The sequence below is a fragment of the Streptomyces nojiriensis genome (assembly GCF_017639205.1).
GTDB classification, from domain to species: Bacteria; Actinomycetota; Actinomycetes; order Streptomycetales; family Streptomycetaceae; genus Streptomyces; species Streptomyces nojiriensis.
Genome location: NZ_CP071139.1, coordinates 819,285 through 833,975, shown reverse-complemented (window position 1 = coordinate 833,975; position 14,691 = coordinate 819,285). Strand labels below are relative to the sequence as shown.

General features: G+C 72.9%; 13 protein-coding genes. 7 read left to right on the top strand and 6 right to left on the bottom strand.

The genetic code is table 11. From position 1 onward, the window contains the following. Window positions 1–79 precede the first annotated feature (79 nt). From JYK04_RS04050 to JYK04_RS04030, 5 genes are all read left to right on the top strand, one after another. The gene (locus JYK04_RS04050) at window positions 80–2,053 is read left to right on the top strand and encodes a helix-turn-helix domain-containing protein (protein WP_189746634.1); all 1,974 of its coding nucleotides are present in this window, start codon (window positions 80–82) and stop codon (window positions 2,051–2,053) included. Between the two features lie 37 nt (window positions 2,054–2,090). Then, window positions 2,091–2,834: an SOS response-associated peptidase gene (locus JYK04_RS04045; protein WP_189746632.1), complete on the top strand. Its 744-nt coding sequence runs from the start codon at window positions 2,091–2,093 to the stop codon at window positions 2,832–2,834. A 143-nt stretch (window positions 2,835–2,977) separates the two neighbouring features. Continuing rightward, window positions 2,978–3,406, top strand: a complete 429-nt coding sequence (locus JYK04_RS04040) for a hypothetical protein (protein ID WP_189746630.1) — start codon at window positions 2,978–2,980, stop codon at window positions 3,404–3,406. Continuing rightward, the gene (locus JYK04_RS04035) at window positions 3,400–3,633 is read left to right on the top strand and encodes a helix-turn-helix transcriptional regulator (RefSeq protein ID WP_189746628.1); all 234 of its coding nucleotides are present in this window, start codon (window positions 3,400–3,402) and stop codon (window positions 3,631–3,633) included. Before JYK04_RS04040 ends, JYK04_RS04035 begins: the two co-directional genes overlap by 7 nt. Continuing rightward, window positions 3,630–4,598, top strand: a complete 969-nt coding sequence (locus JYK04_RS04030; protein WP_189746626.1) for an NAD(P)-dependent alcohol dehydrogenase — start codon at window positions 3,630–3,632, stop codon at window positions 4,596–4,598. The genes JYK04_RS04035 and JYK04_RS04030 overlap by 4 nt, the downstream gene beginning before the upstream one ends. On the opposite strand, the gene JYK04_RS04025 is transcribed toward JYK04_RS04030, so the two are convergent. Then, a complete protein-coding gene (locus JYK04_RS04025) occupies window positions 4,593–5,480 on the bottom strand; it encodes an endonuclease/exonuclease/phosphatase family protein (RefSeq protein ID WP_373297521.1) in 888 nt (295 codons plus the stop codon). The genes JYK04_RS04030 and JYK04_RS04025 overlap by 6 nt on opposite strands. A 269-nt stretch (window positions 5,481–5,749) precedes the next feature. On the opposite strand from JYK04_RS04025, the gene JYK04_RS04020 reads away from it, so the two are divergent. Then, on the top strand, window positions 5,750–6,634 hold the full coding sequence (locus JYK04_RS04020; RefSeq protein WP_189746624.1) for an ATP-grasp domain-containing protein: 885 nt from the start codon (window positions 5,750–5,752) through the stop codon (window positions 6,632–6,634). Window positions 6,635–6,737: 103 nt separating this feature from the next. On the opposite strand, the gene JYK04_RS04015 is transcribed toward JYK04_RS04020, so the two are convergent. The 3 genes from JYK04_RS04015 to JYK04_RS04005 all read right to left on the bottom strand — a co-directional run bounded on the left by JYK04_RS04015 (window position 6,738) and on the right by JYK04_RS04005 (window position 11,257). Further along, window positions 6,738–7,373 carry a hypothetical protein gene (locus JYK04_RS04015; protein ID WP_189746621.1) on the bottom strand — a complete coding sequence of 212 codons (636 nt, stop codon included), beginning with the start codon at window positions 7,371–7,373 and terminating at the stop codon, window positions 6,738–6,740. A 118-nt stretch (window positions 7,374–7,491) separates the two neighbouring features. Continuing rightward, window positions 7,492–9,567, bottom strand: coding sequence for an RICIN domain-containing protein (locus JYK04_RS04010; protein ID WP_237410255.1), 2,076 nt, complete (start codon window positions 9,565–9,567; stop codon window positions 7,492–7,494). Window positions 9,568–10,048: 481 nt separating this feature from the next. Beyond that, window positions 10,049–11,257: an NAD(P)/FAD-dependent oxidoreductase gene (locus tag JYK04_RS04005; RefSeq protein ID WP_189746619.1), complete on the bottom strand. Its 1,209-nt coding sequence runs from the start codon at window positions 11,255–11,257 to the stop codon at window positions 10,049–10,051. Between the two features lie 152 nt (window positions 11,258–11,409). Between JYK04_RS04005 and rox the strand changes: the two genes are divergently transcribed. After that, complete coding sequence (gene rox, locus JYK04_RS04000) at window positions 11,410–12,843, top strand: rifampin monooxygenase (protein ID WP_189746617.1); 1,434 nt, start codon at window positions 11,410–11,412, stop codon at window positions 12,841–12,843. Between the two features lie 68 nt (window positions 12,844–12,911). On the opposite strand, the gene JYK04_RS03995 is transcribed toward rox, so the two are convergent. Continuing rightward, window positions 12,912–13,805 carry a sigma-70 family RNA polymerase sigma factor gene (locus tag JYK04_RS03995; protein WP_189746615.1) on the bottom strand — a complete coding sequence of 298 codons (894 nt, stop codon included), beginning with the start codon at window positions 13,803–13,805 and terminating at the stop codon, window positions 12,912–12,914. Window positions 13,806–13,927: 122 nt separating this feature from the next. After that, window positions 13,928–14,644, bottom strand: a complete 717-nt coding sequence (locus JYK04_RS03990) for a DsbA family protein (RefSeq protein ID WP_189746613.1) — start codon at window positions 14,642–14,644, stop codon at window positions 13,928–13,930. Between the last annotated feature and the right edge of the window lie 47 nt (window positions 14,645–14,691).

Below are 14,691 nucleotides of genomic sequence, written 5' to 3'. Positions count from 1 at the left end.
CTCGGCCCTTCCGAGACCGGGCGGCACCGGTGTGAGCGGTGCCGCCCCCGTCCGCGTCGAGCATCACGGAGAGCACCCGATGCCCACCACCCGAGACAGTGCGAGCACCGGCACCGGCACCGACGCGCTGCTGCGGCTGCGCGGCCTCCTGGACCTGCTGGACCAGGGCGCACCGGCCGAGGCGTTCCAGGACGGCGCCCCCTCCGACGCGGAAGAATCCGCGGACGCCGGTGCGGAGTCGGCCGCGGACGCGGCGCTGATCGCGGACGCGACCCGCGTCGCGCTCCGCATCCACCGCACCCTCGGCCAGCACCGCCGCCGCGAGGCCGAACTCGCCGCCCTCTTCGACACCGCCGGCGACCTCGCCCGGCTCAGGGAACCGGACGCCGTACTGAGGGCGATCGTCCACCGGGCCAAGCTGCTCCTCGGCACGGACGTGACGTACCTGTCCCTCAACGACGAGGAGGCGGGCGACACCTACATGCGGGTGACCGACGGCTCGGTCTCCGCCGCCTTCCAGCGCGTGCGCCTCGGGATGGGGGAGGGGCTGGGCGGACTGGTCGCCGAGACCGCCCGCCCGTACTCCACCGGCGACTACCGGGACGACCGGCGTTTCAGGCACACCACGACGATCGACAGCGCCGTCACCGAGGAGGGCCTACGGGCCATCCTCGGCGTACCGCTGCGCCTGGGCACCCGGGTGATCGGCGTCCTCTACGCGGCCGACCGCACCGCCCGTACCTTCACACCCGACGAAGTGGCCCTGCTGTCCTCCCTGGCCGACCACGCCGCCATCGCCATCGACGGCGCCCGCCTGCTGGACGAGACGCGCACCGCACTGGTCGAACTCAATGCCGCCTCGCGGACCATCGAGGCGCACAGCGAGGCCATGCGCCGGGCCGAGGACGCCCACGACCGGCTCACCGACCTGGTGCTGCGCGGCGGCGACGTCACCGACGTGGCCACCGCCATCGGCACCGTCCTGCAGGGCGGCACCCTCGTCCACGACGCCGAGGGGGCCGAGCTCGCCCGGGCGGGCACCGACCCGCGGCCCCCGTCCGCCCGGGAGGTCGCCGCGTCGCGGGCCGGCGGACGCGCCGTCTTCGCCCACGGAACCTGGGTGTGCGCGGTCCTCGCCGGGCACGAACTGCTCGGCAGCATCGCCCTGACCGGCCGCGCCGACCTCGACGACGCCGACCGCCGCCTCTTCGAGCGCGCCAGCCTGGTCACCGCCCTGCTGCTGCTCCTGCGCCGATCGGTCGCCGAGACCGAGGACCGGATCCGGGGCGAACTGCTGGGAGACCTCCTCACCCGGGCCGCCGACCCGGCCGGACTGTCGGCGCGGGCCCGCCGGCTCGGTATGAACCTGGGCCACCCGCATGCGGTGTTCGTCCTGCACACCGGGGCCGTGCCCCGGCCCCGGCTGCTGGCGGCCGCCGCCCGCATCGCCCAGGCCCGCAAGGGACTCGCCGGACTGCACCACGAGGACGTCGTCCTGGTCTGCCCCGCCGGGGATCCCGCCCCCGGACCGGGCCCGGGCCCCGCCGCCGCGAGCCTCGCGAGCGAGCTGCGCCAGACCCTCGCCGGTCCCGTCACCGTCGGAGCCGCCGGTCCGGTCACCGGTCCGGCCGAGTTCGCCGACGCGTACGCCGAGGCCCGCCGCTGCCGGACCGCATTGTGCGCCCTGGGACGCGCAGGCACCGGCGCCGCCCTCCACGACCTGGGCTTCCTCGGCGTGCTGCTCGGCGACCAGACGGATCTGGGCGGCTACGTACGGCAGACCCTGGGCCCCGTGCTCGCGTACGACGCGAAGCGCGGCACCGACCTCACCCACACCCTGCGGGCCTACTTCGACACGGGCGCCAGCCAGTCCCGGGCCGCCGAGGCCCTCCACGTGCACGTCAACACCGTGGTGCAGCGCCTGGAGCGCATCGGCAGCCTGCTCGGCCGCGACTGGCAGCGCCCGGAACGGGCACTGGAACTCCAACTCGCGCTGCGCATCCACCGGGTGAACCGCCACGACGGCCCCGGCCCGGGCGACTTCGCGCCGTAGCCCGCGCCGACCCGGTCCAGCTGGCAGGCTGGACGGTATGTGCGGCCGATACGCTTCCACCCGCAGTCCCGAGGACCTGTCCGGCCTCTTCCAGGCCACGCCCCCCGATCCGGGGCACGTGCTGGAGCCGAGCTGGAACGTCGCCCCCACCGATGCCGTGTGGGCGGTGCTGGAGCGCGCCGACCGGGAGAGCGGGGTACTGGAGCGGCAACTGCGCCCCTTGCGGTGGGGGCTGGTGCCCTCGTGGTCGAAGAGCCTGGCCGGCGGCGCGAAGATGATCAATGCGCGGGTGGAGACGGTGCACGAGAAGCCGGCCTACCGGCGCGCCTTCGCCAAGCGCCGGTGCCTGCTGCCCGCCGACGGGTTCTACGAGTGGGAGCCCGTGCCCGCCTCCGGTTCCGTGAAGGCCTACAAGCAGCCGTACTTCATCCGTCCCGAGGACGGCGACGTGATGGCGATGGCCGGGCTGTACGAGTTCTGGCGCGACCCCGCGGTCGCCGCCGACGACGATCCGGCGGCTTGGTGGGCCACCTGCACGATCATCACCACCGAGGCCACCGACGCCGCCGGCCGGGTCCATCCCCGGATGCCGCTCGCGCTCGCCCCGGCGGACTACGAGGCCTGGCTCGACCCGTCCCACCAGGACCCGGACGCACTGCGCGCCCTGCTCGCCGCTCCCGCGGGCGGCAGGCTCGACGTCCACGCCGTGTCGACCGCGGTCAACAACGTGCGCAACAACGGGCCCGAGCTCCTCGAAGCGCCCCCCGCCCCGGGGCGCTGACAGGCATCTCCTGAAACCGGCTCCGGCCCATGGCCAACGGCCGACGGCTGAAGCCCGACGGCGGCGAGGTATAGAAATATTGACACCGTGTCCTGATTCCTTGACACTGCCGATGTCGGGTTTTCTTTACATCGGGAGTGGCAGTGGCAGTCGAGGAGAAACGCGCGTGGATCATGATCGTGGTGACGGTGGTGTCGTACGGGGCGTATCTGGCCGTCGTTCTCGGGCGGTCCGGGAGCGGGCCCCTGACCCAGCAGCCCTACGCGGCCGCGCTGCTGTGGACGGTCGGCGCGGCGATCGTCGCCTCGATCGCGCTCCACATCACCGTGGCGCTGCTCTCGCCCGAGGACGGCAAGGTCAAGGACCAGCGCGACCGGGAGATCCACCAGTTCGGTGAGCACATCGGCCAGTCGTTCATCGCGATCGGCGCCGTGACCGGGATGATCCTGGCGATGGCCGAGGCGGACCGGTTCTGGATCGCCAACGCGATCTACCTCGGATTCGTCCTGTCGGCGCTGCTCGCGTCGACCGCGAAGATCGCCTCGTACCGGCTGGGCTTCCACCCGTGGTGAGGCCCACCAGGGTCACCAACAGCATCCGGGCCCTGCGCTTCGCCAACGGCGAGATGACCCAGGCCGAGCTCGCCCGCCGGATCGGCGTGACCCGTCAGACCGTCATCGCCATCGAACAGGGCCGCTACTCGCCTTCCCTGGAGAAGGCGTTCGAGATCGCGCGCGTGTTCGCCGTACCGCTCGACACCGTGTTCCAGTACACCTCCACCGAGGGAGACGACGCATGAAGGCCATAGTCCAGGACGTCTACGGACCGCCCGAGGTCCTGCGCATCGAAGAGACGGACCGGCCGGAGCCGGGCCGCGGCGAGGTCCTCGTACGGGTGCACGCGGCCGGCGTCGACCAGGGCGTCTGGCACCTCATGGCGGGCATGCCCTACGCGGTCCGCGCCGTGTCGGGCCTGCGGAAACCCAGGACGCGCGTCCGCGGCATGGACGTCGCGGGGGTGGTCGAAGCCGTCGGCCCCGAGGTCACCCGCTTCCGGCCGGGCGACGAGGTGTACGGCAACTGCTACGGGTCGTTCGCCGAGTACGCCCGCGCCAAGGAGAACACCCTCGCACCCAAGCCGGTCTCCCTCGGCTTCGAACAGGCCGCGGCCGTGCCCGTCTCCGCGTGCACCGCCCTGGGCGCCGTACGGGACAGCGGAAAGGTCAAGGCCGGCCAGCGCGTCCTCGTCCTCGGCGCCTCGGGCGGCGTGGGCAGCTTCGCCGTACAGGTGGCCAAGGCCTACGGCGCCCACGTCACCGGGGTGTGCAGCACCGCCAAGACCGACCTGGTCCGCTCCCTCGGCGCCGACGAGGTCCTCGACTACACGCGGCAGGATCCCGTCGACGGCAGCCACCGCTACGACGTCATCCTGGACATCGCGGGCAACCGGCCCATCGCCCGGCTGCGCAAGGCCCTCACCCCCCGCGGGACCCTCGTCATCGTCGGCGGGGAAGGCGGCGGCAAGTGGATCGGCGGCAACCAGCGCCAGCTGGGCGCGATGCTGCTGTCGCCCTTCGTCGGCCACCGGCTGCGCGCGCACGGCACCCTGGTGCGCCACGGCGACCTCGAGGCCCTCACCGAACTCATCGAGGCCGGCTCGGTGACCCCCGCCGTCGACCGGACCTACCCGCTGGCCGAGGTGCCCGACGCCATCCGCTACCTCAGGGACGGCCAGGTGCGCGGCAAGATCGCCATCCGGCTATGAGGCGTCCAGCCTGATGCGGGCGGTGACCGGCAGGTGATCGCTGCCGGTGGCGGGCAGCGTCCGGACCTCGACAGCGGTCGCCGAGCGGGTGAGGACCTGGTCGATCCGGGCGACCGGTACGGCCGCGGGCCAGCTGAGGGCGAGCCCCCGCCGCGGCGCACTCAACCGCGAGGTCAACGGGGCGAGACCCCGGTCGTCCACCGTGCTGTTGAGGTCGCCCAGCAGGATCACCCGCTCCAGCTCCTCGGCGGCGACGGCCGCGCCCAGCAGCCGTGCGCTCTCGTCCCGCGGGCCGGAGCCGAAACCGCTCGCCCGGAAGCGCACCGAGGGCAGGTGCGCCACGTACACCGCGATCTCACCCCGCGGCGTGCGCACACCGCAGCGCAGGCCGCGGTTCCAGCCCTCCCCGATGCCCGTGGGCCTGATGTCCACCCGGCGGACGTCGGTGAGCGGATGCCTCGACCAGAGGCCGACCGTGCCCTCGACCGCGTGGTACGGGTACGCGGCCGCCAGCGCCGCCTCGTAGGCCGGCAGCGCGGAAGGGGTCAGCTCCTCCAAGGCGACGAGATCCGGCGCGGACCCGATCAGGGCGCGCGCGGTACCGGTGGGGTCCGGGTTCTCGTCACTCACGTTGTGCTGGACGGCCGTGATGTCGTGCGTGCCGCGGTCCGCCGGCAGCAACAGCCCGCCGAAGAGGCCCGCCCACGCGGCCGCGGGCAGCAGCACGGCCACCAGCGCGGTGAGCGAGCGGCGCACCAGCGCAGAGACGAGCAGGACCGGGACCGCGAGGCCCAGCCAGGGCAGGAAGGCCTCCAGCGCACTGCCCAGGCGGCCCACCGCGTTGGGGACCGCGGAGTGGAACACCAGCAGCGCGGCGCTCAGTACGGCGAGCGCCGCGAGAACGCGCCCGCGCGTCCAGGGCGTACGGCCCCGGGCGTCGGTGCCCCAGGGCCAGCGGGCGGTGCGCCGCGCGCCGCTCCCCGCCACGTCCACCACCACCGGAGCCCCGCCTGTCTGCCTCGGACCGTCTTCCACCTGGGGTACGACGCATGATCAGGCGACCGGGTTCCCACCGAGGCGGGTGTGGAAGAGTGATCGTCCGGGGTTGCGGCCGCACCGGGCGGTCCGAGGAGTGAGGACGGGAGACGCGTATGGGTACGTCGAGGATCGCGGTCGTGACGAGCAAGGGCGGCGCCGACCAGGACGCGGATCTTCCGCTGATCCTGACGGCGTTGCGCGCCGCGGGCCTGTCCGCGCAGGCGGTGGCCTGGGACGAGGACACACCGGGGTGGGAAGGCTACGACCTCGTGGTCATCCGGTCGACCTGGGACTACGCCGACCGGCTTGCGGAGTTCCTGGCCTGGGTGGACGCGACGGCCCGGGTCACCCGGCTGTGGAATCCGGCGCCGCTGGTGCGCTGGAACAGCGACAAGCGCTATCTGCCGGAGCTCGCCGCGCGCGGAGTCCCGGTGGTGCCGACCCGGGTCGTCGAACCGGGCGGGGCCTGCGAGGCGGCGGACTTCGACGGGCCGCACGGGGTGGTGGTCAAGCCGGCCGTCTCCTCCGGCGCACGGGACACCGCACGCTACGAGCCCGGCCGCCGGGCGGACGCCGAGCGCCACGCGCGGATGCTGCTGGACCAGGGCCGCACCGCGATCGTCCAGCCGTACCTGCCGCTGGTGGAGGAGGGGGAGCGGGCGCTGATCTTCTTCGGCGGCACCTTCAGCCACGCGATCCGCAAGGAGGCCCTGCTGACGGAGGCGGGGCTGATCGACAACTTCCGGGTGCCGCACCCCGGTGCCGCCCCGTACCAGCCGTCCGAGGCGGAGCTCCGTACGGCACGGGCGGCACTGGCCGCGGTTCCCGCCCCGACCGACCTGCTGTTCGCCCGGGTGGACCTGGCGTTGAACGAGGCCCGGGAACCCGTGCTCATGGAGCTGGAACTCATCGAGCCGAACCTGTTCCTGAGCATCAACCCGCAGGGGCTGGAGCGCTTCGCCGAGGCGGTCGCCGACGCGGTGGCCACGGGCCGGTAGACACGGCGCAGGGGGTGCCCCGCCGATCGGGCCGGGCCCGATCGACAAGACACCCCCTGGCGCTCCGGCCCCCCGTGACCGGGGCTTCGGGGACTCGCCCGCCCTAGTTGAGGCGGTCGAGCCGCACGCGTCGGCGGCGGCGGAGCAGGAGACCCACGGCCGCGCCCGCCACGGCGGTCACCGCCACACCCGCCGTCGTCCACCAGACGGCGTACCCCTCGGTGCCGGCGGCCGGTTCCGCGGCCTGCGCCGGGGAAGCGGCCGGGGCCGGGGCGGCGGAGGCCGCCGAGGACACCGGCGCGGCCGACGACGGGACGGGAGCCGCCACGGAGGCGACCGGGGCCGGACCACCCGGAGCCGGGTCCACCACGGGTACGCTCACTTCGAGTTCGCCGTGCCCCAGGGCCGGAAAGCCCACGTCGACGCTGACCTTCCACGAACCCGGCGGCAGCGCCTCGGCCGTGGTCCAGCCCGCCGGCTTCGCGGCGGGATCGCGCACCAGGCGCCAGGGCCCCACGGTGCGGGAGCCGTCGACACTGGCCGCGTTCACGGTCGCGGCGACGGCCTCGTCGACGGCGTCCCCGTCGTTCTCCCAGGAGACGTCGGCGGTGACATGACCCTCTCGCTGCCCGGTCACCACCACCTTCACGGTGTCACCGTGGGCGTGGGCCGCGGCGGGGAGCAGGAACATGAGGCCGAGTGCGGCCAGGGCGGCCGAGAAAACGATTCGTATGCGCATCGTCGGGGTGCTCCGGTCAAGATGAGGGGTACCGGCGGACGGCCGCGCGGTGCGGGGCCGTCCGCCGGGGTGGGTTCACGCCGTCAGGGCGTCAGGGTGTGCTGCGCCGTGGCAGTGATCAGCCGGACTTCTGCAGGGTCCAGGCCTGCGTCGCGCGGCCGTCCGCACGCTGGAGGTCGAGCAGCCAGTACCCGTAGTAGGGGCGGTTGCTGACGGTGAGGGCGAAGCCGCCGCTCGCGTCCGTCACGGTCACCGCGCCGCCGCGCGACGTCAGCTTCCAGGCCTGGGCGCCGTTGCCGTTGCCACAGGGCTGCTGGGAGACCCACATGCCCGCGGCGGGGGTGCCGCCCGGCTGGAGGCACTTGCCGGAGGCCGCGGACTTGATGCGCACCTGGCCGTTGCCCGCGTCGTCGAAGTACCACTGCTGCTGGGCGTACCCGTTGGTGCGGCCGCCCACGAGGACGGTGCCGTCGGCGGTGCGGCCGCCCCACAGCTCGGCGGCCATGCCGCTGCTGCCGTTGGCGAGCACGTACTTGGTGCCGGCAGTGGTGGTACCGCCGCCCGCTCCCGTCGTGCGGAAGGACGCGGCCTTGCCGGGTCCGCTGTCACGGCCGGCGCTGTCGCGGACCGAGACGGTGACCTTGTAGGCGGTGTTGGGCTGCAGGTTGTAGATGCGGAGCACCTGGGACTGGACCCACGTCAGGTGCTTGCCGTTCAGCTGCACCGCGTACCAGGAGGCGCCGTCGACCTTGGGCCAGCTCACGACGACCGAGTCGGACTGGATCTGGCCCGCCGTCACGGCCGGTCCGCCGGAGGGCTTCTTGGTCGGCGTCGGCGAGGGCTTCTTGGTGGGCGTGGGGGAGGGGTTCGGACCCGGGTCCGTGCCGCCACCGCCGCCCTGGCTCTTCATCAGGAACTGGTTGTCCGCGATGTTCCAGTGCGTGGCCAGGTAGCTTCCGGGCTTGGGACTGGTGTGGAAGTAGTCGTCGTGGTTGCAGTCCAGGATGTTCTCGGCTGCCTGGTTGGTGCAGACGTTGCGCATCTGCGGGTAGTACGGGGTGTCCGAGTAGCACATGACGTCGTACTCGTCGGTGCAGTGCGCGCCACGGCTGGTGTTCGGGGCGCTGTTGTTGACCGCGCCCAGGTTGTGGCCGAGCTCGTGCGCGGCGGTGTGACCGCCCCAGCAGCCGGAGTCGGTACGCCCGTAGGAGGGGCCGAAGTTGCTCTGGTTGGCCTGGCCGGGCCGCTCGTCGCCCGCGAAGGTGCCGATGCCGCAGTAGACCTGGGTGTCGGCGAAGATCATGTACTTGCGGTCGCGACGGTCGAGGCCCTTGCCGGCGAGCGCGTTGTTGGTCGCGCTGAACTCGGAGAGGGCCGAGTCCGGGAGCTCGATGTTGAGCACGGTGGGGGTGCAGTCGGCGGCCGTCACATAGCGGATGTGACGTACTCCGCCGGTCTCCTTGGCACTCGCCGAGTAGATGAGGTCGGCGTCGGCCGCCCACTTGCGGAACGAGGCGACGTACTCGGAGTAGCGGTCCTTGCCCGATCCGTGGACGTAGACGACCTGCACGCGGTTGCCGGTGCTGCCGTCGCCGTCGCACTGGACGGTCTGGCCGGCGGGGCCGGCGGCGACGGTCTGGCCGCCGGCGGCGGCTCCGGCCGCGGGTTCGGGTGCGGAGGCCTTGGTGGCCGTCGACGCGTCGGCCGCGGGCGCGTCCTGAGGACGCCCGCCGCCTTCCTTGCTCGCCGGGTCATCGGCCGCGGGGCGGGCCGGATCGGCCGCCGGAGCCTTCTCCTTGACGGCGGGCTCGATGTCCTTCGTGATGTCGACGCCCTTGGGCGGGGCGTCGGGGCCGTGCGTGCACAGCCCGGTGTCGGTGCGGTAGACACCCACGCACCGGTCGCCCTTCGGCGCGGCCTGGAGGCCGTCGTAGATCATGCCGTTCGCGGTCTCGTTGGCGGGCGCGGCCGCGATCGGATCCGGTTCCTGGTCACGGGCCGGTGCGGCGGCCGGTGCCGCGGCGGCGGCGGCCTCCACCTCGGGAGCCGCGGCCTGGGCGCCGTCGCCGATTCCGGAGTAGGCGATGCCTGCTGCTATCAGCCCCGCCGCTGCTGTGGCGGCGGTGACGAGTATCAACCGCCGGGGTTTGCGGCGGTGGTCGGCGGCGGCAGACCGTCTGCGACGTCCTGTCATGGGCACCTCAAATCATTGTCGGAAGACTGGGTGCGCGGAAGCCTGCCAGACGAATGCGGAGGAGAATTCGGACAAACAGGGGCGCGCTCCGAGAAATCATTCCGTTACCTGTCGGCCTGATTTGACGAACACTCAACTCGCAATAAAACAAGGTGAGTTACGCGCGTCGCGCCCGAATGGTCCAGTCCTTTCCGGATGCTTTGTTACCGAATCGAGATATGAACCGGAGCCTTGTTGACGGGAATTCAGTCAGGAATTCACCTAATTACTACCTGGTGAATTCCCTCGGTCACGACCTGTGAGGTGCCGAGGGTGCGGAGCGCGCCGGAACACCACTGAAGGCGGTTCGGGGCCCGGGAGTTCCTCCCGGGAGCCCACAGAACCCGACATCGCGCCTCCCGTCTCGGGGGGCACCGCCTCGCGTGGACGGCGGGCACGGCGCCCTCGGTCACGTCCGGCGCGGGACGCGTCCTCCCCCGTGTCAGACCGGTCGCCGCTCGGTGGCGGCCGCCGCCGCGCCGCCCTCGGCCCGCAGCCGCCGCCCGCGCTGGTCCCCTCCCGAGATGCGGTGCAGGCCGTACGAACCGGGCTTGCCCGCCTCGTCGGCCAGGTGCTTGACGGTGCCCTTGCACACGAGCTCCTTGAGCTTCGCGCCGGGCCGACCGGCGATGTGGAACCACAGCGCCACGTCGTTCTTGTGGGCGAACTGGAAGATGCCTGCGCCCCGGCCCAGGCTGATGCACTGTCCGGCGAACACCTGGTTGAGGGTCGAGGGCCGCTCTCCGTCGATCCGGCTGAGCACCGTATCGGCGGCCCGCGCGCCCAGGGGCATCGCGGCCTGGCAGCTCATCCGCAGCGGCAGGTCCGACGGCGCCGCCGAGTCGCCCGCCGCGACGACGCGTTCGTCGTCCACGCTCGTCAGCGTCTCATCCGTGAGCAGGCGGCCCAGGGCGTCGGTGCTCAGCCCGCTGCGCACGGCCAGGTCCGGCACGCCGAAGCCGGCGGTCCAGATGGTCACCGCGCTCGGCACCTCGCGGCCGTCGGCGAGCTCCACCGCATCGCGGGTCACCGCCGTCACCTTCGTCCCGGGGCCGTCGAGCACGGTCACCCCGAGCCTGGCCAGCCGTCCGGCGACCGAGCGGCGGCCCCGGCCGTGCAGGTAGGGGCCGAGCACTCCACCGCAGACCAGCGTCACGCGGCGGCCCCGCTCCGCCAGTTCGGCGGCGGTCTCGATACCGGTCGGACCCGCCCCGACCACCGTCACCGCCGCCGTGGGGGCGGCGGCGTCGAGGACCGGCCGCAGCCGCTGCGCCTCCTCCAGGGTGGTGATCGGGTACGCGAACTCGGCGGCCCCGGGCACGCTCGGGTCGGCGCTGCCGCTGCCCACCGCGTAGACCAGGTAGTCGTAACCGACCGTGCCGCCGCCCGCCAGTTCCAGGGCGCGCCCGCCCGCGTCGATCCGGGTCACGGTGTCCACGACCAGCCGGACGCCCTCGGCCAGGACCTCGCGGTACTCGACCACCGCGTCGTCGGTTCCGGCCGCCAGCTGGTGCAGGCGGATCCGCTCCACGAACGTCGCACGCGGGTTGACCAGGGTCACCGTCACCGCGTCCCGCTGCGTCAGGCGGTTGGCCGCCATGACACCTGCGTATCCGCCGCCGATCACGACCACTTCGGTGTGCTGGGTCATGGTGCTTCTCCTTCGTCTTGAGCGGTTCGACATCAAGACACCGCACCCTCCCGCGTTGTGACAGGGTGTGAGCCGGATCACTCCGCGCAGCCGGGCCAGGTCTGCCGCAGAATGGGCGGCTGAGGCCAGGACCTGCGGAGATGGGAATTCTGATGATCGATGCGATCGACGTGATCATTGCCGGTGGCGGACCGACCGGGCTGCTGCTGGCCGCCGAGCTGCGGCTCGCCGGCGTGCGCACCGTCGTACTGGAGAAGCTGACCGAGCCGGCCGGCCAGTCACGCGGCCGCGGGATACACGTACGCACCGTCGAGCTGCTGGACCAGCGCGGTCTGCTCGACCGGTTCCTCGCGGTCAGCGAGCCGTTCACGACCAGTGACTTCGGCGGCCTCCTCAAGCTGCGGCCCGACCGTCTGGACACTGCGCACCCGTTCGGCCTCGCGACACCGCAGACCGTCACCGAACAGCTGCTCGCCGAGCATGCGACCGGGCTGGGTGCGGAGATCCGGCGCGGCTGCGAACTGGTGGGGCTGAGCCAGGACGAGGACGGGGTGGACGTCGAGCTGGCCGACGGTACGCGGCTGCGCTCGCGCTACCTCGTCGGATGCGACGGCGGCCGCAGTACGGTGCGCAAGCTGCTCGGCGTCGCCTTCCCCGGCGAGCCCGCCAAGGTCGAGACGCTGCTCGGCGACATGGAGGTGACCGTGGAGCCGGAGACGGTGGCCGCCGTCACCGCCGAGACCCGCAAGGTGCACGTACGGTTCGGGACCGTCCCCATGGGTGACGGGGTGTACCGGATCATCGTGCCCGCCGACGGGGTGGCCGAGGACCGGGCGGCCGAGCCGACCCTGGAGGAGTTGAAGCGGCAGCTGCGGGAGTTCGCGGGCACCGACTTCGGCGTGCACTCGCCGCGCTGGCTGTCCCGCGTGGGCGACGGCAGCCGGCAGGCCGAGCGCTACCGGGTCGGCAGGGTGCTGCTGGCCGGCGACGCGGCGCACACCCACCCGCCGGCCGGCGGCCAGGGCCTCGGCCTCGGTGTGCAGGACGCCTTCAACCTCGGCTGGAAGCTGGCCGCCGAGGTGGGCGGCTGGGCGCCGGAGGGGCTGCTCGACACCTACGAGACCGAACGGCACCCGGTGGGGGCCCGCGTCGTGGCCAACACCCGCGCCCAAGGCGTGCTGTTGGGGGCGGACCCGGGTGCGGTGGCGCTGCGCGAGCTGTTCTCGGAGCTGTTGGACCTCGAAGAGGTGAACCGGTACCTGACCGAGATGACCTCCGCGGTCGGGGTCCGCTACGACTTCGGCGAGGGCCACGAACTGCTCGGCCGGCGGATGCGGGACATCGCCCTGAAGCAGGGGCGCCTGTACGAGCTGATGCACGGCGGCCGCGGACTGCTGCTGGACCGGACCGGCCGGCTCTCGGTGGCGGGCTGGGCGGACCGGATCGACCACGTCGTCGACGCCGGCGAGGAACTGGACGTGCCCGCGGTGCTGCTGCGGCCGGACGGCCACGTGGCATGGGTCGGTGACGACCAGCAGGACCTGCTCGGCCGGCTGCCCCGGTGGTTCGGCGCTGCCACGGACTGAGCGCGGCGCACGGACCGTACGGAGCCGGGTCCGGTCGGGCCCGGCTCCGTACGGTGCCTGCCGGTGGCTCAGCCGTCGAGGACGCTCGGGTCGATGCGCGCCAGACGCTCGGGGTCGGTCAGGATGTCGAGCGCGGTGATCCTGCCGTCCCGGATGGTGAACGCCATGACCGACAGCGGCCGGCCTTCCGCCATCGCGACGACCCCGGGGACCCCGTTGACCAGTGCCGCGCGGGCGGCCTCGGCGAACCGGGCGAAGGCGATCGCCTGGGAGGCGACCTCGGCCGCGCCGCGCCGGAGCAGCGACGGGCGCAATGTGCCGCCGTCGGAGCGGGCCACCACATCGGGGTCGAGGACCGCGACGAGGGCGTCGAAGTCCCCGCCGCGCGAGGCGGTGAGGAAGGCGTCGACGATCGCGCGCAGCCGGGCCCGGTCGGGGTCCGGCGCGGGCGCCGCGCCCTGGACGCGGCGGCGGGCCCGGCTCGCGAGCTGCCGGGTCGTGGCGGCGGAACGCCCGAGTACGGGGGCGATCTCGTCGAAGGGCACGGCGAACAGGTCGTGCAGGACGAAGGCCAGGCGCTCGGCGGGAGCCAGGGTGTCCAGGACGACCATCAGTGCGATGCCGACCGAGTCGGCCAGCAGGATCTCCTGCTCGGGGTCGAGCCCGTCCGCGCGGCTGACGATCGGGTCGGGCAGGCGGACCTGCCCGTCCTGATCGTGCAGCGGATCCTCGCGCCGGGTGCCGCGCGAGCGCAGCATGTCCAGACACACCCGGCCGACGACGGTGGTCAGCCAGCCGCCCAGGTTCTCCACCGCCGTTGCGTCGGAGCGGTTCAGCTTCAGCCAGGCCTCCTGTACGGCGTCCTCCGCCTCGCTGAGCGAGCCCAGCATCCGGTAGGCCACCGCCCGCAGGTGGGAGCGGTGCTCTTCGAAGCGCCGTGCCAGAACTTCCTTCTCGCTCACCCGTCACATCCCCGTGATCCGGTCCGTCAGTGCCGAGTCGGACGATAACCGACCGGACAACGGGCGTCGTCGGTGCGAGGGTTGAGGAGCCGGAGCTGCCCCTTCCGCCTCGGCGGCCCCGCCTACTCCTCGGCCCGGGTCGCCTTCTTGAGGCGCCGGTAGAGGCGGCTGCGATCGGTGAACAGCGCGTGGCTGTCCGACGGGACGAGGACGCCGCCGATCGCCATGGCGGGGGTTCCCTGGACGGGTGACTTGCGGAGCACCTCGTCGGCGGCTTCGACGAAGTCCCGGTGCTTCGTCTCCAGCACGGCCGCGTCGAACTCCGGGCCGCGCAGGCCCGGAATCATGATGGCCATTCCCAGCAACCGGTCCCGCGTGAAGCCCCCGGACTTCCGCACCCTGCTCTGTTCGCGGTACAGCAGGTCGTGGTAGTCGGCGAACTTGTGCTGATCCAGGGCGGCGCGCAGGGCGTTCGCCGCGAACTTCGATCCCGGGCCGAGGAAGGACCCCAGCGTGAACTGCAGCTGCAGCGCTCCGTTGCGGGCCGCGCGCTTCAGGTACGGGGCGGTGCCCTCCGTCTCGAACTCGGCGCAGGCCGGGCAGCTCATGTCCTCGTACAGCCGGACTGCCAGAGGAGCGCCCGGGTCGCCGAGCACGATGGTGGTGCCGTCGGCGGCCAGGGACTCCGGGGCCGCGGGCAGATGCGCGCTCGCCGAGACGTCGAGCGGGTCGTCGCCCCCGCCGCTCCCCTCGTTCCGGCTGCGGCAGGCGCCGACGGACGCCGAGGCGGTGATGGCCGCAGCCGCGACCAGGAAGCCGCGTCTGGATCTGACCTGCATGAATGTCCTCTCCCCGTGATCGACAGGGAGACAGTACGTGGTCGGCG